This window comes from Xenophilus arseniciresistens (genome assembly GCF_028023875.1).
Classification (GTDB): Bacteria; Pseudomonadota; Gammaproteobacteria; order Burkholderiales; family Burkholderiaceae_C; genus Xenophilus; species Xenophilus arseniciresistens.
On sequence record NZ_JAQIPB010000001.1, the window covers coordinates 360,687 to 381,629 of the forward strand.

19 protein-coding genes and 1 other RNA gene are annotated in these 20,943 nt (G+C 67.1%); 15 read left to right on the forward strand and 5 right to left on the reverse strand.

The features are described from left to right. Positions 1-10: 10 nt before the first annotated feature. From PGB34_RS01525 to PGB34_RS01540, 4 genes are all read left to right on the forward strand, one after another. The gene (locus PGB34_RS01525; RefSeq protein WP_271426302.1) at positions 11-631 is read left to right on the forward strand and encodes a class I SAM-dependent methyltransferase; all 621 of its coding nucleotides are present in this window, start codon (positions 11-13) and stop codon (positions 629-631) included. A gap of 292 nt (positions 632-923) precedes the next feature. Further along, entirely contained in the window at positions 924-1,139 is a 216-nt protein-coding gene (locus tag PGB34_RS01530; protein ID WP_271426303.1) for a hypothetical protein, read from the forward strand. Positions 1,140-1,171: 32 nt separating this feature from the next. Beyond that, positions 1,172-1,435: a translation initiation factor IF-1 gene (gene infA / locus PGB34_RS01535; RefSeq protein WP_271426304.1), complete on the forward strand. Its 264-nt coding sequence runs from the start codon at positions 1,172-1,174 to the stop codon at positions 1,433-1,435. 89 nt (positions 1,436-1,524) lie between these two features. Continuing rightward, positions 1,525-1,821: an RNA recognition motif domain-containing protein gene (locus tag PGB34_RS01540; RefSeq protein WP_271426305.1), complete on the forward strand. Its 297-nt coding sequence runs from the start codon at positions 1,525-1,527 to the stop codon at positions 1,819-1,821. Between the two features lie 172 nt (positions 1,822-1,993). Here the strand turns inward: PGB34_RS01540 and ssrA are convergent. The 4 genes from ssrA to ompA all read right to left on the reverse strand — a co-directional run bounded on the left by ssrA (position 1,994) and on the right by ompA (position 4,532). Then, positions 1,994-2,379: a transfer-messenger RNA gene (gene ssrA, locus PGB34_RS01545) on the reverse strand. A gap of 13 nt (positions 2,380-2,392) precedes the next feature. Continuing rightward, positions 2,393-3,061 carry an HAD family hydrolase gene (locus PGB34_RS01550; RefSeq protein ID WP_271426306.1) on the reverse strand — a complete coding sequence of 223 codons (669 nt, stop codon included), beginning with the start codon at positions 3,059-3,061 and terminating at the stop codon, positions 2,393-2,395. Continuing rightward, the gene (ubiG, locus tag PGB34_RS01555; protein ID WP_271426307.1) at positions 3,058-3,777 is read right to left on the reverse strand and encodes a bifunctional 2-polyprenyl-6-hydroxyphenol methylase/3-demethylubiquinol 3-O-methyltransferase UbiG; all 720 of its coding nucleotides are present in this window, start codon (positions 3,775-3,777) and stop codon (positions 3,058-3,060) included. Before ubiG ends, PGB34_RS01550 begins: the two co-directional genes overlap by 4 nt. Positions 3,778-3,878: 101 nt before the next feature. After that, on the reverse strand, positions 3,879-4,532 hold the full coding sequence (ompA, locus tag PGB34_RS01560) for an outer membrane protein OmpA (RefSeq protein WP_271426308.1): 654 nt from the start codon (positions 4,530-4,532) through the stop codon (positions 3,879-3,881). A 225-nt stretch (positions 4,533-4,757) separates the two neighbouring features. On the opposite strand from ompA, the gene gyrA reads away from it, so the two are divergent. From gyrA to lapB, 10 genes are all read left to right on the forward strand, one after another. Continuing rightward, positions 4,758-7,439: a DNA gyrase subunit A gene (gyrA, locus tag PGB34_RS01565; protein ID WP_271426309.1), complete on the forward strand. Its 2,682-nt coding sequence runs from the start codon at positions 4,758-4,760 to the stop codon at positions 7,437-7,439. Next, positions 7,436-8,011 (forward strand): DUF2059 domain-containing protein, encoded by a 576-nt coding sequence (locus PGB34_RS01570; protein WP_271426310.1) that lies wholly within the window; start codon positions 7,436-7,438, stop codon positions 8,009-8,011. The genes gyrA and PGB34_RS01570 overlap by 4 nt, the downstream gene beginning before the upstream one ends. 50 nt (positions 8,012-8,061) lie before the next feature. Next, positions 8,062-9,129, forward strand: coding sequence for a 3-phosphoserine/phosphohydroxythreonine transaminase (gene serC, locus PGB34_RS01575; protein WP_271426884.1), 1,068 nt, complete (start codon positions 8,062-8,064; stop codon positions 9,127-9,129). Between the two features lie 50 nt (positions 9,130-9,179). After that, entirely contained in the window at positions 9,180-10,289 is a 1,110-nt protein-coding gene (gene pheA, locus PGB34_RS01580; RefSeq protein WP_271426311.1) for a prephenate dehydratase, read from the forward strand. A gap of 63 nt (positions 10,290-10,352) precedes the next feature. After that, positions 10,353-11,237, forward strand: a complete 885-nt coding sequence (locus tag PGB34_RS01585) for a prephenate dehydrogenase (RefSeq protein WP_271426312.1) — start codon at positions 10,353-10,355, stop codon at positions 11,235-11,237. A gap of 95 nt (positions 11,238-11,332) precedes the next feature. After that, positions 11,333-13,342, forward strand: a complete 2,010-nt coding sequence (locus PGB34_RS01590) for a bifunctional 3-phosphoshikimate 1-carboxyvinyltransferase/cytidylate kinase (RefSeq protein WP_271426313.1) — start codon at positions 11,333-11,335, stop codon at positions 13,340-13,342. A 199-nt stretch (positions 13,343-13,541) separates the two neighbouring features. Next, entirely contained in the window at positions 13,542-15,227 is a 1,686-nt protein-coding gene (gene rpsA, locus PGB34_RS01595) for a 30S ribosomal protein S1 (RefSeq protein WP_271426314.1), read from the forward strand. 91 nt (positions 15,228-15,318) lie between these two features. Beyond that, positions 15,319-15,639 (forward strand): integration host factor subunit beta, encoded by a 321-nt coding sequence (locus PGB34_RS01600; protein ID WP_271426315.1) that lies wholly within the window; start codon positions 15,319-15,321, stop codon positions 15,637-15,639. A 68-nt stretch (positions 15,640-15,707) separates the two neighbouring features. After that, positions 15,708-16,052, forward strand: coding sequence for a LapA family protein (locus PGB34_RS01605; protein WP_271426316.1), 345 nt, complete (start codon positions 15,708-15,710; stop codon positions 16,050-16,052). Then, the gene (gene lapB, locus PGB34_RS01610; RefSeq protein ID WP_271426317.1) at positions 16,042-17,244 is read left to right on the forward strand and encodes a lipopolysaccharide assembly protein LapB; all 1,203 of its coding nucleotides are present in this window, start codon (positions 16,042-16,044) and stop codon (positions 17,242-17,244) included. Before PGB34_RS01605 ends, lapB begins: the two co-directional genes overlap by 11 nt. 140 nt (positions 17,245-17,384) lie before the next feature. Here lapB and PGB34_RS01615 read toward each other — a convergent pair whose 3' ends face one another. After that, positions 17,385-19,496, reverse strand: coding sequence for a PQQ-dependent dehydrogenase, methanol/ethanol family (locus tag PGB34_RS01615; protein ID WP_408647807.1), 2,112 nt, complete (start codon positions 19,494-19,496; stop codon positions 17,385-17,387). Positions 19,497-19,728: 232 nt separating this feature from the next. On the opposite strand from PGB34_RS01615, the gene PGB34_RS01620 reads away from it, so the two are divergent. Next, positions 19,729-20,925 (forward strand): helix-turn-helix domain-containing protein, encoded by a 1,197-nt coding sequence (locus PGB34_RS01620; protein ID WP_271426318.1) that lies wholly within the window; start codon positions 19,729-19,731, stop codon positions 20,923-20,925. The last annotated feature ends 18 nt before the right edge of the window (positions 20,926-20,943 follow it).

Consider the following 20,943-nt stretch of genomic DNA (forward strand, 5'->3'; position numbering starts at 1 on the left):
GAAAAAAACCATGCAGCCACCGGCACAGGACCACAGCACCTACTTCGAGCAGCTCTACGCGCGCAGCGACGACCCCTATGGCGTGCATCAGCGCTGGTACGAAGCGCGCAAGCGCGCGCTGCTGCTGGCCAGCCTGCTGCGCCCGCGCTACGGCAGGGCCTACGAACCCGGCTGCGGCGCAGCGGGCCTGAGCGAGGCGCTGGCGCCGCGTTGCGCGCATCTGCTGGCCAGCGACTTCTGCCCCAGTGCGGTGTCAGCGGCGCGGGCGCGGCTCGCGCATCTGCCGCAGGTGCAGGTGGCCCTGCACACGCTGCCGCAGCAGTGGCCGCATGCGCAGGGCCCCTTCGACCTGATCGTGCTCAGCGAAATCGGCTACTTCATGAGCCCCGCTGCCTGGCAGCAGGTCGCCCAGGCCTGCGCGGCAAGCCTGTCGGACGACGGCGAACTGGTGGCCTGCGACTGGCGCCACGACTTCGCGCAGCGCACGCAGTCCACGCCGCAGGTGCACGCCACGCTGGGCGCGCTGGGCCTGCACCGCCATGTGCTGCATGAGGAGGCAGACTTCGTGCTGCAGCTGTGGTCGCGTGATGCGCGATCGAGCGCGCAGCGCGAGGGCATCCGCGCGGCCTGAGGCGCCGGCCGCGCGCCGTGCGCCGGCCCCTTCGCGACCAAGCGCCTATAATCGCGCGATCGACTGCGGCTTGCTCGTTGCCTCAGTCCTTGTTTGACATCCTCGCGGCCTCGCCCGCCCGGATCGTTGACAGGCGCCCCCCCCGAACCGCCTGCCCGGCCGTCATCCCTCTCTCGGCGAGCCTCACGCCGGTCCGCATCCAAACGCACGGACCAGCCCCCGCCTCCACGTTTGCTGCCCTTGCTGCAGACCGTGCAGGCCCATGCCTCCTGCAGGCCCTCCTTTCCTTCCAATGATCTCGATCACGGCCCTTCGCATGGGCAAATACCTGGTCACGCCCATGACGCGGCTGACCGACTCCGGTGAATACGCCGCTTCGGTGTCCATTCGCCAAGGCATGCACGACCGCGTGTTTCGCCTCATCCCCCGATTTGCCAGCGCCGACCAGGCGTGCGGCTATGCCCTGAAGCAGGGGCAGCAACTCATCCTGAGCAACCAACTGGTCTGAGGCGCAGGCCCACGACCCTTCCATGGAGCAATGTGAGCAAAGAAGAATTGATTGAAGTCCAGGGCCGCGTCGAAGAGGTGCTTCCCGATTCCCGGTTCCGCGTGACGCTCGACAACGGGCACTCGCTGGTCTGCTATGCGGGCGGAAAGATGCGCAAGCACCGGATCCGCGTGCTGGCAGGCGACCGCGTGTCGCTGGAGATGTCGCCCTATGACCTGAACAAGGGCCGGCTCACCTTCCGCCACCTGGAGCCGCGGCGTGACGGCGGCGGCCCCGCCAGAAAGAGCCCGCGCTGAGTCATCGGCCCGGGCGCGCACCTGCTCGACTTTTTCCCCAACGCCGCTGTCGCACAGCGGCACCCATCCCTCTCAATCCGGACAATCACATGGACAACAAACTCTACGTCGGCAACCTCTCCTACTCGACCCGCGACGACTCCCTGCGCCGCGCCTTCTCGGAATTCGGCAGCGTCAACTCGGCCAAGGTCATGATGGAGCGCGAATCCGACCGTTCCAAGGGCTTCGGCTTCGTGGAAATGGGCTCTGCGCAAGAAGCGCAAGCCGCCATCGAAGGCCTGAACGGCCGCCAGGTCGATGGCCGCGCGCTGACCGTCAACATCGCGCGCCCGATGGAGCCGCGCAGCGGCGGTTCCTTCCGCGGCGGCAGCAACAACCGCTACTGATCGCTGATCGCTGATCGCTGATCGCGGCGCGGGCCCGGGCATCAGGCCCAGCCCACTTCGTCTGCTGCTGCGCGCATGCAGACAAGGTTCAGCCAAGAAAAAACCCGAAGGTTCCTGCGAACCCTCGGGTTTTTTTGTGCGTGCTGCCGGCCGATGCCGGGCAGCCAGTGAATGGTGGAGCTGGGGGGATTTGAACCCCCGTCCGCAAGCCTTCGTCGCGCAGTTCTACATGTTTAGCGATCTGTTTTGGATCTCGCCACCGCTGGCGCGCAGTCGCACGCTCCCTCGGCAGCCAGCACCCTTGAGTCTCGCCGCCGTCCAAGGTGCCCGGACTGCGGCCAGCCAATGTAGATTCCCTTGCAGCCGGGAGGCGCTAGATTGCTCTAGTGCCCCCTTGCCCAGCCCATCGGCCAACTGTTGCAAGGCTCACCGGGATTAAGCGGCGAGTGCGAAACGTTCGTCGTTTGCAGTTAGTTTGTTTGAATCTGTTTAACGAGCGCATTCAGCTCGACATGCCCCGCTGCGATCCCGAACCCACGTCGAAACCAGTGCAGCCCCTGGACTGAGCATTTTAGGCCAGACCGAGCACTTTCAAGAGCGCGCCCGGCGATGAAATCGCGGCATCGGCTTGCCACAAGGTGTGGTCGGCCTGCGCGCCCATGTAGCCATAGGCAGCGGCCACCGTGCCCATGCCGGCGGCCCGGCCGGCCACGATGTCGCGCTCGTCGTCGCCCACGTAGATGCAGCTTTGCGCAGGCACGCCCAGGCGACGCGCAGCTTCGAAGAGCGGCTCGGGATGCGGCTTGGAAAAAGGCGTGCTGTCACCGCTGACGATGGCTCCCGCAGTGGCGAACAGCGGCATCGCCGCCGTCAGCGGCTCGGTGAAGCGGCGCTGCTTGTTGGTGACCACGCCCCATCGCAAGCCACGCGCTTGCAGTGCTTGCACCATTGCAGGCACGCCATCGAAGACCGGCGTGCCATGCAGCATGCGCCGTTCATAGCGCTGGAAGAACTCCTCGCGCATGGCCGGGAACTCCGGCGCGTCGGGGCTGAGACCAAAAGCCACGCCCAGCATGCCGCGTGCGCCTGCGCCGGCCATCGGCCGGTATTGCCCGATCGGCAGCGAGCGCAGGCCCCGAGCCGTGCGCATCTCGTCTGCTGCCGCACCCAGCTCGGGCGCACTGTCGACCAGCGTGCCGTCCAGATCGAACAGCACTGCCTGCAAGGTGCGCGCCGTCACGAGGCCAGCGGGCGACGCGTAGCCACCATGTAGTTGACGCCGGTGTCTTCGCTGAGCCAGTAGCGGCGCGTGAGCGGGTTGTGCTGCAGGCCCCGCATCTGCTGCAGCTCCAGGCCTGCCCCGCGGCAATGTGCAGCCAGCTCGCTCGGTCGCAGCAGCTTGGCGTACTCATGCGTGCCGCGCGGCAGCATGCCCATCACGTACTCGGCGCCGACGATGGCCAGGGCGAAAGCCTTGGCATTGCGGTTGATCGTTGAAAAGAAGACCCAGCCACCGGGTTTGACCAAGGTGGCGCAGGCCCGCACCACCGAAGCAGGGTCAGGCACATGCTCGAGCATCTCCATGCAGGTCACGCCGTCGAACTGGCCCGGCATCTCGGCGGCCAGCGCCTCGGCGCTGATCTCGCGGTACTTGACGCCCTTGGTGCCGGCTTCCAGCGCGTGCACCTGGGCCACCTTCAGCGCCTTGCTGGCCAGATCGATCCCCAGCACCTGCGCGCCCCGACGCGCCAGCGAATCGGCCAGGATGCCGCCGCCGCAACCCACATCCACCAACCGCTGGCCCGAAACGGGGGCCAGCGACTCGATCCACTCCAGGCGCAATGGATTGATGTCATGCAAGGGTCGAAATTCGCTTTCCAGATCCCACCAGCGATGGGCGAGTTCGGAGAATTTGGCCAGTTCAGCCGGATCGGCATTGAGCTTTTCTGCGGTCATGAATGAATTATGGGGGAGCCAGAAAAATGCTTTGAGTTGCTCAAAATTCAGGCAATAAAAAACCCCGCCGAAGCGGGGTTTCGAAGATCGCGAGATCCGAATCAGTTGGCGCGGGTGCCGACCACTTCGATTTCAACGCGACGGTTCTTGGCGCGGCCTTCCTTGGTGCGGTTGTCAGCCACAGGCTGCTTCTCGCCCTTGCCTTCGGTGTACACGCGGTTGCGCTCGATGCCCTTGGAGACCAGGTAGGCCTTCACGGCTTCAGCACGACGCACCGACAGGCGTTGGTTGTAGGCGTCTGCACCGATGGAGTCGGTGTGGCCCACGGCGATGATCACTTCGAGGTTGATGCCACGGATCTTGCCAACCAGGTCGTCCAGCTTGGCGCGGCCTTCGGGCTTCAGAACCGACTTGTCGAAGTCGAAGAAGGCATCAGCAGCGAAGGTGACCTTCGAGGCAGCCACCGGGGGCTGGGCCGGAGCGGGAGCCGGAGCAGCAGGTGCCACGCCAGGAGCAGGAGCAGCAGCGGGAACCAGAGCACCGTCGCAACCCACGGCAGCGGTGGCGGGCGTCCAGTTGGAATCGCGCCAGCACAGCTCGTTGGTGCCGTTCTTCCACACCAGCTCGCTGGTGCCGTTTTGCCAGTTGTCGATGACGGGGCCACCGTTGGCGGCTGTCACACGGGTCTGCGCGCCGGCGGCCGTGGCGATCGCAGCGACTGCAAAGATCATCGCCACTTTGTTCAGTTTCTTCATGGTTCTCCTCTTGGGGGAAAAAGCCGCAGCCGCGCTGCGAATCAAGGACGTCTCAAGTGACCACCACCCAAAACGTTCGAATCATTGTGCCATAGGGTCTTTGGCAAACCGGGTTGCCCCCCTGCGCCAAGCGTAGGACGGCGGCGGAATCCCACTTATTTTGTTGCTTGGTCGCCACACCTTCGCCGACGTAAAATCCCCTGTTCCGCCATCGCCTGTGCCTTGATGACTTCATTCGCCAAAGAAACGCTGCCCATCAGTCTGGAAGAGGAGATGCGCCGCAGCTACCTCGACTACGCCATGAGCGTGATCGTGGGCCGGGCACTGCCAGACGCCCGTGATGGCCTCAAGCCCGTGCATCGCCGTGTGCTCTACGCCATGCACGAGCTCAACAACGACTGGAACCGCCCGTACAAGAAGTCGGCGCGTATCGTCGGCGACGTCATCGGCAAGTACCACCCGCACGGCGATCAGTCGGTCTACGACACCATCGTGCGGCTGGCCCAAGATTTCGCCATGCGCCACATGCTGGTGGATGGACAGGGCAATTTCGGCTCCGTGGACGGCGACAGTGCCGCGGCCATGCGCTATACCGAAATTCGCCTGGCGAAAATCGCGCATGAAATGCTGGCCGATATCGACCGTGAAACGGTGGACTTCGGCCCCAATTACGACGGCAGCGAAAAAGAGCCGCTGGTATTGCCCAGCCGCCTGCCCAATTTGCTGGTCAATGGCTCCGGCGGCATTGCGGTGGGCATGGCGACCAACATTCCGCCGCACAACCTCAACGAGGTGGTGGATGGCTGCCTGCATCTGCTGCGCCACCCCGACGCCAGCATCGATGACCTCATGGACATCATCCCGGCGCCCGATTTCCCGACGGCCGGCGTGATCTACGGCATCAACAGCGTCAAGGAAGGCTACCGCACCGGCCGCGGCAAGGTGGTGATGCGCGCGAAGTGCCACTTCGAGGACATCGACCGGGGCCAGCGCCAGGCCATCATCGTTGACGAGCTGCCCTATCAGGTCAACAAGAAGACGCTGCAGGAGCGCATGGCCGAACTGGTGCACGAGAAGAAGCTCGAGGGCATCAGCCACATCCAGGACGAGTCCGACAAGTCGGGCATGCGGCTGGTGATCGAGCTCAAGCGCGGCGAAGTGCCCGAAGTGGTGCTCAACAATCTCTACAAGCAGACGCAGCTGCAGGACACCTTCGGCATCAACATGGTGGCGCTGGTGGACGGCCAGCCCAAGCTGTGCAACCTGAAGGACCTGATCGAGGTCTTCCTCCAGCACCGCCGCGAAGTGGTGACGCGCCGCACGGTGTTCAACCTGCGCAAGGCCCGCGAACGCGGCCATGTGCTCGAAGGTCTCGCCGTTGCACTGGCCAACATCGACGAGTTCATCCGCATCATCCGCGAATCGCCCACCCCGCCGGTGGCCAAGGCCGAGCTGATGGCGCGCAGCTGGGACAGCCAGTTGGTGCGCCAGATGCTCACGCGCACGCGCGCCGATGGCGGCGTGGTCAATGCCGACGACTACCGCCCCGAAGGCCTTGAGCGCGCCTATGGGCTGCAGGGCGATGGGCTGTACAGGCTGTCGGAAACGCAGGCCCAGGAAATCCTGCAGATGCGCCTGCAGCGCCTGACGGGCCTGGAGCAGGACAAGATCACGGCCGAGTACAAGGAAGTGATGGCCGAGATCGAGGACCTGCTGGACATCCTGGCACGGCCCGAGCGCGTCTCCACCATCATCGGCGACGAGCTCGCGGCCGTGAAGCAGGAGTTCGGCCACACCAAGCTGGGCTCACGCCGCAGCCAGGTCGAACACAGCGCCTACGACCTTTCCACCGAAGACCTGATCACGCCCACCGACATGGTGGTGACGCTTTCGCATTCGGGCTACATCAAGAGCCAGCCGCTGTCGGAGTACCGCGCGCAAAAGCGGGGCGGTCGCGGCAAGCAGGCCACGGCGACCAAGGAAGACGACTGGATCGACCAGCTCTTCATCGCCAACACGCACGACTACCTGCTGTGCTTCTCCAACCGCGGCCGCCTCTACTGGCTCAAGGTGTGGGAAGTGCCGGCCGGCTCGCGCGGCTCGCGCGGGCGGCCCATCGTCAACATGTTCCCGCTGCAGGAAGGCGAGAAGATCAACGTGGTGCTGCCGCTCACGGGCGACAACCGCAGCTTCCCCGAAGACCACTTCGTGTTCATGACCACGAGCATGGGCACGGTGAAGAAAACGCCGCTGACGGAATTCAACAACCCGCGCAAGGCCGGCATCATCGCCGTGGGCCTGGACGAGGGCGACTTCCTCATCGGCGCCGCGCTTACCGACGGCAAGCACGACGTGATGCTGTTCAGTGATGGCGGCAAGGCCGTGCGCTTCGATGAAAACGACGTGCGCCCGATGGGTCGCAACGCGCGCGGCGTGCGCGGCATGAACATCGAGGATGGCCAGAGCGTGATCGCCATGCTGGTGGCAGACGCAGCCGAGTCCGAGCAGCCCGGCGACGCCGGTGCCGAGGCCGGCGCCGCTCAGAGCGTGCTGACGGCCACCGAGAACGGCTACGGCAAGCGCACGAGTATCAATGAGTACACGCGCCACGGCCGGGGAACCAAAGGCATGATCGCGATTCAACAGAGTGAGCGCAACGGCAAGGTCGTTGCAGCCACCCTGGTGAGGGCCGACGACGAGATCATGCTCATCACCGACACGGGTGTGCTGGTGCGCACCCGCGTCAGCGAAATCCGTGAGATGGGCCGCGCCACGCAAGGCGTGACGCTCATCGGCCTGGATGCAGGTGCCAAGCTCAGCGGCCTGCAGCGCATCGTCGAGAACGACGCCAACGCCTCGGCGGAAGCAGAGGGCGATTCCAACTCTTCCACAGAAAGTCCTGAATGAAAGCACTCAAACTCTCCTTGCTGGCCGCCACGCTGGCCACTTCCAGCCTGGCGATGGCCCAGGACAAGGCCGCGCTGATCAAGCAGTTCCTGGAACTGCAGCGCCCCGGCGTCGAGGCCCTGGCCCGCGGCCTGGTTGAAGAGTCCAGCCTGCCCGTCGCACGCGCCGGCGCCGGCTACCTGCAGACCCAGGTGCCCGAAGCCAAGCGCGAAGCAGCCGGCAAGGCCGCCGACGCAGAACTCAAGAAGTACTTCGACTCGGCCTACCCCATCGTGCGCGACAAGGCCGTGCAAGTGGCCCCCGCGGCACTGACGCCGGTGCTGGAGCAGAACTTCAGCGAAGAAGAACTGCGCCAGCTGGTGGCCTGGATCAACTCGCCCGTGAGCAAGAAGTACCAGGAAGTGAACCCCCAGCTGCAGGCCGCGCTGGCCGAGAAGGTGGTGGCCGACACGCGCACCAGCATCGAGCCCAAGCTCGAGCAACTGGACAAGGCCGTGGCCAAGGCCCTGGGCGCGCCCGCAGCGCCCGCCGGCGGCGCCAAGGCGCCCGCTGCTGCACCCGCCAAGAAGTGAGCGCGCCTCAGGGCCAGCGGCCCTACAACTTTTCGGCAGGCCCGGCCGCGATGCCGGAAGAGGTGCTGCGCCAGGCCGCCGAGCAGATGCTGGACTGGCAAGGCAGCGGCATGGGCGTGATGGAAATGAGCCATCGCGGCAAGGAGTTCGGCCAGATCCTGGCCGAGGCGCAAGCCGATCTGCGCGCATTGCTGGCGGTACCTGCGCACTTCCAGATCCTGTTCATGCAGGGCGGCGGCCTGGGCGAGAACGCCATCGTGCCGCTGAACCTCTCGCGCGGCGGCGTGGTGGACTTCGTGGTCACCGGAAGCTGGAGCGCCAAGTCGCACAAGGAAGCGGCGCGCTACGCGCAGCCGCACCTGGCGGCCAGCAATGCCGACAGCGGCCACACCGACGTGCCGGCGCCCGAGCAATGGGCGCTGAGCGAATCGGCCAGCTACGTGCACCTGTGCTCGAACGAGACCATCAACGGCATCGAGTTCCAGCAACTGCCCGACCTGGCTGCCCTGGGCAGCCGGGCGCCGCTGGTGATCGACTTCTCGTCGCACGTGGCCTCGCGGCCCGTGGACTGGTCGCGCGTAGGCCTGGCCTTCGGCGGTGCGCAGAAGAACATCGGCCCGGCCGGGCTGACGATCGTGATCGTGCGCGAGGATCTGCTGGGCCATGCGCTGCCGATCTGCCCCAGCGCCTTCAACTACCGCACGGTGGCCGACAACCAGTCCATGTACAACACCCCGCCGACCTGGGGCATCTACGTGGCGGGGCTCACCTTCAAGTGGCTGCTCGCGCAACGTGAAGGTTCGCTCAGCGGCGTGGCTGCGATGGAGCAGCGCAACATCGCCAAGGCCGATCTTCTGTACGGCGCCATCGACAGCTCGCAGCTCTACGTGAACAAGGTGGCGAGGGCCTGGCGTTCGCGCATGAACGTGCCCTTCCAGCTGCGGGACGAATCGCGCAACCAGGCCTTCCTGGACGGCGCGCGCGAGGCCGGGCTGCTGCAGCTCAAGGGCCACAAGTCGGTGGGCGGCATGCGGGCGAGCATCTACAACGCCATGCCTCTGGCCGGCGTGCAGGCGCTGGTGTCCTACATGCGAGAATTCGAGCGCCTGCACGCCTGAGCTCCGCATCTTCGCGCGGGGCGGTGCAGCCGCCTTTTTCCGCCCCGCCGATGACTGCTTCCACGCCCCCTCACGATCCTTCCGCCAGCCTGACCGATCTGCGCACGCAGATCGACTCCCTCGACACGCAGTTGCTTCAACTGCTCAACGCGCGGGCCAAGGTGGCGGAGCAGGTGGGCGAGATCAAGAAGCGCGAAGGCACACCCTTCTTCCGACCCGACCGCGTGGCGCAGGTGATCGAGAAGGTCAAGGCCGCCAACCCGGGGCCGCTGCGCGAAGCGCATGTGGCCGCCATCTGGCGCGAGATCATGTCGGCCTGCCTGGCCCTCGAATCGCCGCAACGCGTGGCCGTGCTGGGCCCCGAAGGCACCTTCACCGAACAGGCCGCCATCGAATACTTCGGCGGCGCGGCCGACCTGATCTATTGCGCCAACTTCGACGAAGTCTTCCACGCCACGGCCGCCGGCAGCGCCCAGTACGGCGTGGTGGGCGTCGAGAACTCCACCGAAGGCGCCGTGGCCCGCACGCTGGATCTGTTCCTGCATTCGCCGGCCCATGTAGTGGGCGAAGTGAGCCTGCTGGTGCGCCACAACCTGCTGCGCAGCACCAACTCGCTCGAAGGCATCGAAGCCGTGCTGGCCCACCCGCAGGCGCTGGCGCAGTGCCACGCCTGGCTGTCCAAGCACCTGCCGCATGCCGAGCGCCGCGCCGTATCGAGCAACGCGGAAGGCGCACGGCAGGCCGCCACCAACCCGGCCTGGGCTGGAATCGCCAGCGAAAGCGCGGCGGCCCAGTTCGGCCAGCACATCGTGGCGCACGCCATCCAGGACGATCCGTACAACCGCACGCGCTTTGCGATCATCGCCCTGCCCCAGACCCTGGGCATGCCGCCCGCATCGGGTCGCGACTGCACCAGCCTGGTGGTGTCGGTGCCCAACAAGCCCGGCGCGGTGCACGATCTGCTGGTGCCGCTGAAGACGCACAAGGTCTCGATGACGCGCTTCGAATCGCGCCCTGCCCGCACCGGGCAGTGGGAGTACTACTTCTACATCGACCTCGACGGCCATCCGTCGCAGCCCCATGTGGCGGCGGCACTTAAGGAACTGCGCGAGCTCAGCGCATTCTTCAAGATCATCGGCGCCTACCCGGTGAAGGCATGAGGGCGAACGCGTTGAAGGCGCTGCTGCATCGGCAGCAGGCACGCATGACAAGAGGGAGACTGCATGTTTGAGCAACTGGGGCTGATCGGCTGCGGCCTCATCGGCGGCTCGTTCGCACTGGCGCTCAAGCGCGCCCGCCTGGTCAGGCGCGTGGTGGGCTACAGCAAGTCGCCCTCCACCACCGAGCGCGCACGCCAGCTCGGCGTGATCGACGTGGAAGCGCCTTCGGCGCTGCTGGCCGTCTCGGGCGCCGACCTGGTGCTGGTGGCCGTGCCCGTGAGCGCGAGCGAAGCCACCTTCCGCGCGATCCGCCACGGTCTTTCTCCCCATGCGATGCTGATGGACGTGGGCTCCACCAAGTGCGACGTGATCGCAGCGGCCGAGCGGGGGCTGCACAACCACTTCAGCCAGTACGTGCCCGCGCATCCCATCGCAGGCAAGGAAGTGGCGGGCGTGGAACATGCCGAAGCCGACCTGTTCCAGCACCGCAAGGTCATCCTCACGCCGGTGGAAGGCACGCGCCCTGCCCTGGCGCAGAAGGCCGAACAACTCTGGCGCAAGATCGGCGCCCAGGTGCTGACCATGACGCCCGAGGCGCATGACGCGGCTTTCGCGGCCGTGAGCCATCTGCCGCATCTGCTGGCCTTCGCGTTCGTCAACGCCATGCAGGCGCAACCCGATGGCAAGCGCTATCTGGAACTGGCCGGCCCGGGGTTTCGCGACTTCACGCGCATCGCGGGCGGCGACCCGACCGTGTGGCGCGACATCCTGCTGGCCAACAACGAAGAGGTGCTGCGCCAGTCGCAGCTGTTTCGCAACACGCTGCTGCAGATGGAGGCAATGATCTCCAACGGCGATGCAGCGGCGCTGGACGAATCCATCGGTGCAGCACGCAATGCCAGGCGGCAATGGCCCAGCGCAGGCCGGGCCAACAGCGCCAAGCACTAGGCGCGCGCGTCTCGCCTGACCAAGATCCGCGCACGCCGACTGCAGCCCCCTTTCCACCAGGGCCGTGTCGCGCCGCCCCTTTTCGCCTTCCTGCCATGTACGCCACACACTTCCTCGATCTGCCGCCGCTGCTCAGTGCCGGGGGCACGGTGCATCTGCCGGGCTCCAAGAGCATCTCCAACCGCGTGCTGCTGCTGGCCGCGCTGGCCAGCGGCACCACGCGCGTGCACGACCTGCTGGATTCGGACGACACGCGCGTGATGCTCGATGCGCTGCGCGCGCTGGGCTGCGGCCTGCGGCGCGAGGGCCCGGTGCTGGAGATCGACGGACTGGGCGGCCAGGTGCGCACAGCGCAGGCTTCCCTGTTCCTGGGCAACGCGGGCACGGCCATGCGCCCGCTGACGGCGGCGCTGGCACTGCTGGGCGGCGACTTCGAACTGCGCGGCGTGCCGCGCATGCACGAGCGCCCCATCGGCGATCTGGTGGATGCGCTGGTACAGCTGGGCTGCGAGCTCGAGTACCTGGGCAACCCCGGCTACCCGCCGCTGCGCATCCGGCCCGTGGCGCAGGCGCAGCTGCATCTGGATGCGCCGATCCGCGTGCGCGGCGATGTCTCCAGCCAGTTTCTCACTGCCTTGCTGCTGGCCCTGCCGCTCGCAGCCACGCAGCGGCCCATCGTCATCGAGGTGGTGGGCGAGCTGATCTCCAAGCCCTATGTGGAGATCACGCTGAACCTGCTCGCGCGCTTTGGCATTGCCATCGAGCGCGAGGGCTGGCAACGCTTCACCATCCCTGCGGGCAGCCATTACCAGTCGCCAGGCCAGATCCATGTGGAGGCCGATGCTTCGTCGGCCAGCTATTTCATCGCGTTGGGCGCGCTGGCGGCGCCGCGCGCGGGCCACGACGGCATTCGCATCGAAGGCGTGGGCGCGGCCTCGATCCAAGGCGACATCCGTTTCGTCGATGCAGCCCGCCAGATGGGCGCGCAGGTGGACAGCGGCCCCAACTGGCTGCAGGTGCGGCGCGGCGCCTGGCCGCTCAAGGCCATCGACCTGGACGCCAACCACATCCCCGACGCCGCCATGACCCTGGCGGTGATGGCGCTGTACGCCGACGGCCCAAGCACCCTGCGCAACATCGCGAGCTGGCGCGTCAAGGAAACCGACCGCATCGACGCCATGGCCATCGAGCTGCGCAAGCTGGGCGCCACGGTGGAGGCCGGGCCGGACTTCCTGCGCATCGAGCCGCTGCCCACCGGCCAATGGCGGCGCGCCGCGATCCACACCTACGACGACCATCGCGTGGCGATGTGTTTCTCCCTGGCCGCGCTCAACCCCGATGGTCTGCCGGTGCGCATCCTCGACCCCAAGTGCGTGGCCAAGACCTTCCCTGACTATTTCGAGACCCTGTTCGAGGTGGTGGAACCCGTGGCCGTGCCCGTGATCTGCGTGGATGGCCCCACGGCTTCGGGCAAGGGCACGCTGGCCGCGGAACTCGCGCGCCAGCTCGGCTACCACTACCTGGACTCAGGCGCGCTGTACCGCGTCGCGGGCCTGGCCGCGCGGCGCGCCCACCTGGCGCTGGAGCCATCGCAGGAAGCCGCCATTGCCGACCTGGCCCGCGCCCTGCCCCTGCGCTTCGACGCCGGCCGCGTGTGGCTGGGCGATGAGGACATCAGTGACGCCATCCGCACCGAAGCCGCCGGCATGGACGCCTCCCGCGTATCGGCACTGCCCGCCGTGCGCGAGGCGCTGCAGGCCCTGCAGCAGGGCTTCAGGCGCCTGCCGGGGCTGGTGGCGGACGGCCGCGACATGGGCACCGTGATCTTCCCGGACGCCCCGCTGAAGGTGTACCTCACGGCCAGCGCCGCGCATCGCGCCGAGCGACGCCATAAGCAATTGATTTCCAAGGGAATTTCGGCTAACATCGCCGACCTTCGTGCCGACCTGGAGGCGCGCGATGCGCGGGATTCGTCCCGCAGCGTGGCGCCCTTGAAGCCGGCCGAGGATGCCCGCCTCCTGGACAACTCCGATCAGACCGCACAGCAGTCGGTGGATCAGGTCTTGCACTGGTGGCGGCAGGTGCAGCCCTTCAGCGAAGGCTGAAGGGCCGGGCCGCTCCACTCCCTGTGGGGCGGTCTTTCTGGTCCCGGCAGGCTCTCCTCGCGCGTCAGCGCACTGGCCTGCCGGTTGTTCAACCTACAACCCGGGCGCAAGCCCACAACCACCGTCCCCAGCCATAGAAACAGTTGCGAGCGATCCTGCATGGGCAACTGGAAACCTGGCGGATGGAACAGGAACACTCATGTCCGAATCTTTTGCCGCTCTCTTTGAAGAGTCCCTCAAGCGTTCTGAAATGCGCGCAGGCGAGGTCATCACCGCCGAGGTGGTGCGTGTCGAGCACAACCACGTGGTGGTCAATGCCGGCCTGAAGTCCGAAGCCTACGTGCCGATCGAAGAGTTCAAGAACGACCAGGGCGAGCTCGAAGTGCAAGCCGGCGACTTCGTGTCCGTGGCCATCGGCTCCGTCGAAAACGGCTACGGCGACACCATCCTCTCGCGCGACACCGCCAAGCGTCTGGCTTCGTGGCTGGCGCTGGAGAAGGCCCTGGAATCCGGCGAATTCGTCACCGGCACCACCAGCGGCAAGGTCAAGGGCGGCCTGACGGTGCTGGTCAACGGCATCCGCGCCTTCCTGCCCGGTTCGCTGATCGACACGCGTCCGGTCAAGGACCTGACCCCCTACGAGAACAAGACCCTGGAATTCAAGGTCATCAAGCTCGACCGCAAGCGCAACAACGTGGTGCTGAGCCGCCGCGCCGTGGTCGAAGCCAGCATGGGCGAAGAACGCGCCAAGCTGATGGAGACCCTGAAGGAAGGCGCCGTGGTGCATGGCGTGGTCAAGAACATCACCGAATACGGTGCGTTCGTGGACCTGGGCGGCATCGACGGCCTGCTGCACATCACCGACATGGCATGGCGTCGCGTGCGCCACCCGAGCGAAGTGGTGCAGGCCGGCCAGGAAATCACGGCCAAGATCCTCAAGTTCGACACCGAGAAGAACCGCGTCTCGCTGGGCCTCAAGCAGATGGGCGACGACCCGTGGATGGGCGTGTCGCGCCGTTATCCGCAGGCCACCCGCCTGTTCGGCAAGGTCACGAACATCGCCGACTACGGCGCCTTCGTCGAGCTGGAACCCGGCATCGAAGGTCTGGTGCACGTCTCCGAAATGGACTGGACCAACAAGAACGTGGCCCCGAACAAGATCGTGTCGCTGGGTGACGAAGTCGAAGTCATGGTCCTGGAGATCGACGAAGACAAGCGCCGCATCAGCCTGGGCATGAAGCAGTGCAAGGCCAACCCCTGGCAGGAATTCGCGCAAAACACCAAGCGCGGCGACCGCGTCAAGGGCCCGATCAAGTCGATCACCGACTTCGGCGTGTTCGTGGGCCTGGCTGCCGGCATCGACGGCCTGGTGCACCTGTCCGACCTGTCGTGGAACGAAGCTGGCGAAGCCGCTGTCCGCAACTACAAGAAGGGCCAGGAAGTCGAAGCCATCGTGCTGGCCGTGGACGTGGACCGCGAGCGCATCAGCCTGGGCATCAAGCAGCTCGACGGCGACCCGTTCACCACCTTCGTGACCGTGAACGACAAGGGCCAGACCGTGACCGGCAAGGTCAAGACCGTGGACCCGCGTGGTGCCGAGATCGACCTGGGCAGCGACGTGGTGGGCTACCTGCGCGCCTCCGAAATCAGCCGTGACCGCGTGGAAGACGCGCGCAACGTGCTCAAGGAAGGCGACGAAGTCACGGCCGTGGTGGTCAACGTGGATCGCAAGACCCGCAACATCCAGCTGTCGATCAAGCAGAAGGACATGGTTGACCAACAGGAAGCCATGGCTCATCTGAGCCAGCAGTCGGCGCGTGAAAACGCCGGCACGACCAGCCTGGGCGCCCTGCTGCGCGCCAAGCTGGACGGCGGCGACAAGTAAGCACGCAACAAGAGCCTGAGCGTCTGGCGCTTCGCGTTGAGCGTGGAAACACGCCGACCAACGCAAGGCGCCGGGCGCTCGACGTGCCCGCATGACCCGCTCCGACCTCGTTGAAGAACTGGCTGCACGATTCCCGCAACTCACGCATCGGGATGCGGAATCGGCCGTCAAGACCATGCTCGACGCCATGAGCGACGCGCTGGTGCGTGGTCACCGCATCGAGATCCGTGGCTTCGGCAGCTTTTCGGTCAACCGCCGGCCGCCCCGCATCGGACGCAACCCGCGTTCGGGCGAGAGCGTGCAGGTGCCTGAAAAGCGCGTCCCCCACTTCAAGCCGGGCAAGGCCCTGCGCGAAGCGGTGGATGGCCGCGGTGGTGCAGCGGTGGACGACGACGACACCAGCGACGACTGACCGATGCCCACGTCCGCAAGGCGTGGCGCACGGCTTTCTTAGAATCCGACCCGGCTCACGGGATCGGCATGAAATATTTCCTGTGGCTGCTCAAGGCAGCCATTTTTTTTACCCTCTTCGCCTTCGCGCTGAACAACCAGCACGATGCGACGGTGAACTTCTTCTTCGGCACCTACTGGCGCGCGCCGCTGGTGCTGGTGGTGCTGGCGGCCTTTGCCGGCGGCATGGTGGTGGGCGTGCTGGGCATGCTGCCGCTGTGGTGGCGGCACCGGCTCGCGGCCCAACAGGCCCAGCAGCAGCAACAACAGGCGCAGCCCGAGACGCCGCCGCTGCCTCCTGCCACCACGCCGCCATCCGCCCTGCACGGCACCGGCGCCCCGGAACCGACCATCGCCCGCCACCATGGACTTTGATTTCAGCTGGCTCCTGCTGGGCCTTCCCATCGCTTTCGTGTTGGGATGGCTGGCCTCGCGCCTGGACCTGCGCCAGTTGCGGCTGGAGAACCGCCAGGCCCCCAAGGCCTACTTCCGCGGCCTGAACTACCTGCTCAACGAACAGCAGGACCAGGCCATCGACGCCTTCATCGAGGCGGTGCAGAACGACCCCGACACGCAGGAGCTTCACTTCGCGCTGGGCAACCTGTTCCGCCGCCGCGGCGAATACCAGCGCGCCGTGCGCGTGCACGAGCACCTGCTGTCGCGCGGCGACCTCAGCCGCGCCGACCGCGAGCGCGCCCAGCATGCGCTGGCGCGCGACTTCCTCAGCGCCGGCCTGCTTGACCGCGCGGAAGCCGCATTGCAGAAGCTCGAGGGCACGGCCTACGAGAACGAAGCCCGGCTGGCGCTGCTGGCCATCTACGAGCGCTCCCGCGAGTGGGCGCAGGCCGAAGCCGTGGCCCAGAAGCTGGACGCCGCAGGCCAGGCCAGCTATGCCACGCGCCGCGCCCACCACCTGTGCGAACAGGCGCAGGAACTCAGCAGCCAGGGCGCCGTCGATGCCGCGCTGGGCCTGCTGCGCCAGGCCGCAGAGCTGGCGCCCGAGGCGCCGCGCCCGGCCATCGACCTGGCGGCCCTGCAGCTGCGCGCGGGCGATGCCGCAGCCGCCTTCGAGACCCTGCGCCGGCTCAGCGAAGTGGCGCCACTGGCCCTGCCCCTTTACGCCGCACAGCTGCAGCAGGCCGCCCAGGGCGCCCAGCGCGTCGCCGAGGCACAAGGCCTGCTGCGCGCGCGCTATGCACAGGCTCCATCCATCGACGTGCTGGAAGCGCTGATGGCGCTCGGAGCGAGCCCGTCCCAGGCCGAAGACGGCGCAGCAGCAGCAGCAGCACCGGCAGGCGCTGGCGACAACCCGCGCGACGGCTACCTGCAGCACCTCAGACACCAGCCGTCCTCGCTGGTCGCGGCCTCGCGCTGGCTCAGCCGCGAACGCTTCACGGACGACGCGCAGACCCACGCGCCAGTCCAGAAGGCGCTGGACCAGGCGGCGCGCCCGCTGCTGCGCTACCGCTGCGCGGCCTGCGGTTTCGAGGCGCACCAGTACTTCTGGCACTGCCCCGGCTGCCAGGCCTGGGACAGCTATCCGCCGCGCCGCGTCGAAGAGCTGTAGCAAGCCCCGCCCCGCCGCCCGGGGCGCGAAGGCTTCATACGGTTTTGCATTCAAGCGCAGAGCGAGGCGGGGTGCCGAAGACAGTGCTGACGCACGGCGAGGCACCCCAACGAAGCTATGCGTTTGAAGGCAAAACCGTATCAGTTCTTGGGCCGGACGGCGTCGGCCGTGCCCTGGATGAAGGCCTTGATCTTCTCCACGTCCTGCGGGCTCAGCTTGCCCGTGAAGTCGGGCATGCCACGCGAGGTGGCCGGTCCCTTGAACACGAACTTGTCGAGGTGCTCGATGAAGGCCGGATCCATGTAGCCCAGGTTGGGGATGTTGCCGCCGCGGTCCACGCCCGGCACCCCATGGCAGAAGGCGCAGTTGCTCACGTACAGCGCCGTGCCGGCGCTCACCTGGCTCTTGTCGTAAGGCACGCCCTGCAGCAGCTTGCCCTGCTGGTAGGCCACGAAGGACGGGGGCTCGGCCTTGCCGTCGAGCACGAAGGTGTAGACCGTGCCCGGCCCCTTGCGCTCGGTGTGGCGGGCCGCCAGCCCATAGACGCCGCCCCAGCCCACGGCGATGGACACGTACTGCCGCCCATCCACCTCGTAGGTCACAGGCGCGGCCACCACGCCGGTGCCGGTAGGCTTCTCCCACAGCTTCTTGCCGTTGCGCGCGTCATAGGCCACGAAGCGGCCGTCGGCCGTGCCCTGAAACACGAGGTTGCCCGCCGTGGCCAGGGTGCCGCCGTTCCAGGGCGACACATGCTCCACGCGCCAGCGCTCCTTCTGGGCCACCGGGTCCCAGGCGATCAGGCGGCCGAAGGGCTTGCTCTTGGCCGGCTCCATGTTGACCAGCGTGGCGGTGTTCCAGCCGATGTTGCTGTGCGGCTCGGGCAGCGAACCGGCGTTGAAGCGCCAGTTCTTGTTGTCCTGCAAGGTCAGCGGCACATGCTGCGCAGGCAGGTAGACCAGGCCCGTCTGCGGGTTGAAGGACATGGAGTGCCAGTTGTGCGCGCCGAAGGCGCTGGGGATGATGTCGCGCGCGCGGTCGCCGCTGCGGGCGATGGCCGTCTCGATGGGCCGCCCCTTGGCGTCGTAGCCGCTGGCCCAGTTCACGTCGACGAAATTCCTGGCCGAGATGAACTGCCCGTTGGTGCGGTCGATGACGAAGAAGAAGCCATTCTTGGGCGCGTGCAGGATCACCTTGCGCAGCTTGTTCTGGATCTTGAGGTCGGCCAGGATCATGGGCTGGGTCGACGTGAAGTCCCAGTTGTCGCCCGGCGTCTCCTGGTAATGCCACACGTACTTGCCGGTGTCCGGGTCCAGCGCGACGATGCTGGCCAGGTACAGGTTGTCGCCCCCGCCCGGGCTTCGCTTGCTGCGCGCCCAGGGCGAACCGTTGCCGGTGCCGATGTACATCAGGTTCAGCTCGGGGTCGAAGGCCATGGTGTCCCAGGCCGTGCCGCCGCCGCCGGCCTCCCACCACTTGCCCGCCGGGTCCCAGGTCTTCGCCGCCTGGGCCATGGCCTCGTTCTCGAAGGGCTTCGAGGGATCGCCCGGCACGGTGAACCAGCGCCACTTCTGCTCGCCGCTGCCCGCGTCGTAGGCCGTGATGTAGCCGCGCACCCCGTATTCGGCTCCGCCGTTGCCGATGATGACCTTGCCCTTGAAGACGCGCGGCGCACCGGTGATGGTGTAGCTGTACTTGCGGTCGACGATGGTGTCCTTCTCCCACACCTTCGCGCCGGTGGCGGCATCCAGGGCGATCAGGCGACCATCGAAGGCCGCCACGAAAACCTTGCCCTGGTACACGGCCACGCCGCGGTTGACCACGTCGCAGCAGCCCTTGAAGCCGCTGGCACGGTCCACCTTGGGGTCGAAGCTCCACAGCCGCTTGCCGCTGCGCACGTCCACGGCATGCACCACGCTCCAGCTCGCGCTGACGTACATGATGCCGTCCACCACCACCGGCGTGGCCTCCACGCCGCGCGTGGATTCCAGGTCGTAGGACCAGGCCAGCCCCAGCCTCTTCACGTTCTCGGTGTCGAGCTGCTTCAGGCGCGAGAAGCGCGTCTCGCCATGGTCCAGTCCGTGGCTGGGCCAGTCTCTGGTGGCTTGCGCGTTGTCGCGGATGCTCTGGGTGTCGATGCGCGCCGTCACGCTGCGCATGTGCTCGGGCGAGGCCTTGGCCTGCGCCCAGGCGCCGGCCGGCAGCGCCAGCAGCGCAGTTGCCCACAGCACGGCAGGGATGGAACGGAGATTCATTCGTGGTGCCTCCTGCATGACTTGTTCTGCGTTCATGGAGACCGGCGCGCGGCTCCACGGACGGACCTTAAGAAATGCGTCCCCGACGCTCAACACCCGGACGAACCCTAGGCCCGATGTGTACCGCCACGGAACACAAAGGCCGCACAGGGCGGCGCCCGACCATGGGTGATTCCCCTAGTCATGCCCTGCGGCGGCGCGCCAACACAATCGCAGCCGGCACGGCACCACCATGCGCCCCACGATCTCGCCCCGAGCGCTGCCCAACCCCTTCTTCGCGACGCAGGAAGACCGCGTGGCGCTGGCGCGCGAACGCTATTTCGAGCACGGCGAGCGCCCCTCGGGGCTCGTGCCCGAGCCGGTCATCCAGTCATGGGCCCGCTGCCTGGGCGCCAGCCGAGACCCGGGCGAGACCCTCAGCTTCGACCCCATCAGCAAGCTGCGCGTGGCGACCGTGCTGACCAGGAACCGCGCGCTGCTCGAGGCCGCCACCGACCCCATCGCCGAGCTGGAAACCGTGATCACCGGCAGCCAGGCCCGCGTCATGCTGACCAGCAGCGAGGGCGTGGTGGTGCTGGCCTCGCAGCCCACCGCAGGCGATGGCCCGCTGCTGCGATCGGTCGCGCGCGTGGGCGTGAGCATCGGCGAGACCACCGTGGGCACGGGTGCGCCCGGTGTCGCCGTCGACACCGGCGAGGTCTGCGTCGTGCAGGGTGCGGAACACTTCTTCCGCTGCCTGGCCAGCCTGTACTGCGCCGCGGCGCCGGTGCGCGATGCCAGCGGCCGCATCGTCGCAATGCTGGACCTGAGCACCGAACAGGGGCCGTTCCGCTTCGATGCCGGCGCCATGGCCCACATGTACGCCACCAGCATCGAGAACCGCCTGCTGACCCGCTCGGCGCGCGCGCAGCTGCTGCTGCGCTTCCAGGCCAGCCCGGCCATGTTCGACACGCCGCTCGAAGGCCTGGCCGCCGTGGACGGCAAGGGGCGGCTGCTCTGGTTCAATGGCGTGGGCGCGCGGCTGCTCGGCCATCCGCGCGTGCCCGAGGCGGGGCTGGAGGCCGAAGCGGTGTTCGGGCTGGATCTGCCGCAGTTGCTGGCCCTGTCCCATGCAGGCCGCGCCCGCCCGCGGATGCTGCCCTGCGGCCTCACGCTCTGGATGGCGGCGCAACTGGACGCGCGCGACAGCCGCACGGACGAGTCGCCGCTCACCCAGGCCGCAGCGCTGGCCCACGAACCGCAAGAGGACAGCGCGACGACGCCCGCATCAGCCGCCTCATCGCCCTCGCTGGACGAAGCCAACCGCAGCCTGATCGAGCAGACCCTGGCCCAGTGCCAGGGCAATGTGTCGCGCGCTGCGCGCGTGCTGGGCGTGTCGCGCGGGCTGCTTTACCGCCGGCTGCGGCAGTGGGGAAGCGTCCAGGGCTGATGCCCAGGCGCGCGGCGC

Bases quoted from the DNA above. Each gene is read 5' to 3' on its own strand.
- lapB (WP_271426317.1), top strand. From the start codon at position 16,042: ATGGACTTTGATTTCAGCTGGCTCCTGCTGGGCCTTCCCATCGCTTTC.
- PGB34_RS01620 (WP_271426318.1), top strand. From the start codon at position 19,729: ATGCGCCCCACGATCTCGCCCCGAGCGCTGCCCAACCCCTTCTTCGCG.
- rpsA (WP_271426314.1), top strand. From the start codon at position 13,542: ATGTCCGAATCTTTTGCCGCTCTCTTTGAAGAGTCCCTCAAGCGTTCT.
- PGB34_RS01570 (WP_271426310.1), top strand. From the start codon at position 7,436: ATGAAAGCACTCAAACTCTCCTTGCTGGCCGCCACGCTGGCCACTTCC.
- PGB34_RS01605 (WP_271426316.1), top strand. From the start codon at position 15,708: ATGAAATATTTCCTGTGGCTGCTCAAGGCAGCCATTTTTTTTACCCTC.
- gyrA (WP_271426309.1), top strand. From the start codon at position 4,758: ATGACTTCATTCGCCAAAGAAACGCTGCCCATCAGTCTGGAAGAGGAG.
- PGB34_RS01540 (WP_271426305.1), top strand. From the start codon at position 1,525: ATGGACAACAAACTCTACGTCGGCAACCTCTCCTACTCGACCCGCGAC.
- PGB34_RS01530 (WP_271426303.1), top strand. From the start codon at position 924: ATGATCTCGATCACGGCCCTTCGCATGGGCAAATACCTGGTCACGCCC.
- serC (WP_271426884.1), top strand. From the start codon at position 8,062: ATGCCGGAAGAGGTGCTGCGCCAGGCCGCCGAGCAGATGCTGGACTGG.
- PGB34_RS01615 (WP_408647807.1), bottom strand. From the start codon at position 19,496: ATGAATCTCCGTTCCATCCCTGCCGTGCTGTGGGCAACTGCGCTGCTG.
- ompA (WP_271426308.1), bottom strand. From the start codon at position 4,532: ATGAAGAAACTGAACAAAGTGGCGATGATCTTTGCAGTCGCTGCGATC.
- PGB34_RS01590 (WP_271426313.1), top strand. From the start codon at position 11,333: ATGTACGCCACACACTTCCTCGATCTGCCGCCGCTGCTCAGTGCCGGG.
- ubiG (WP_271426307.1), bottom strand. From the start codon at position 3,777: ATGACCGCAGAAAAGCTCAATGCCGATCCGGCTGAACTGGCCAAATTC.
- PGB34_RS01600 (WP_271426315.1), top strand. From the start codon at position 15,319: ATGACCCGCTCCGACCTCGTTGAAGAACTGGCTGCACGATTCCCGCAA.
- PGB34_RS01525 (WP_271426302.1), top strand. From the start codon at position 11: ATGCAGCCACCGGCACAGGACCACAGCACCTACTTCGAGCAGCTCTAC.
- pheA (WP_271426311.1), top strand. From the start codon at position 9,180: ATGACTGCTTCCACGCCCCCTCACGATCCTTCCGCCAGCCTGACCGAT.
- PGB34_RS01585 (WP_271426312.1), top strand. From the start codon at position 10,353: ATGTTTGAGCAACTGGGGCTGATCGGCTGCGGCCTCATCGGCGGCTCG.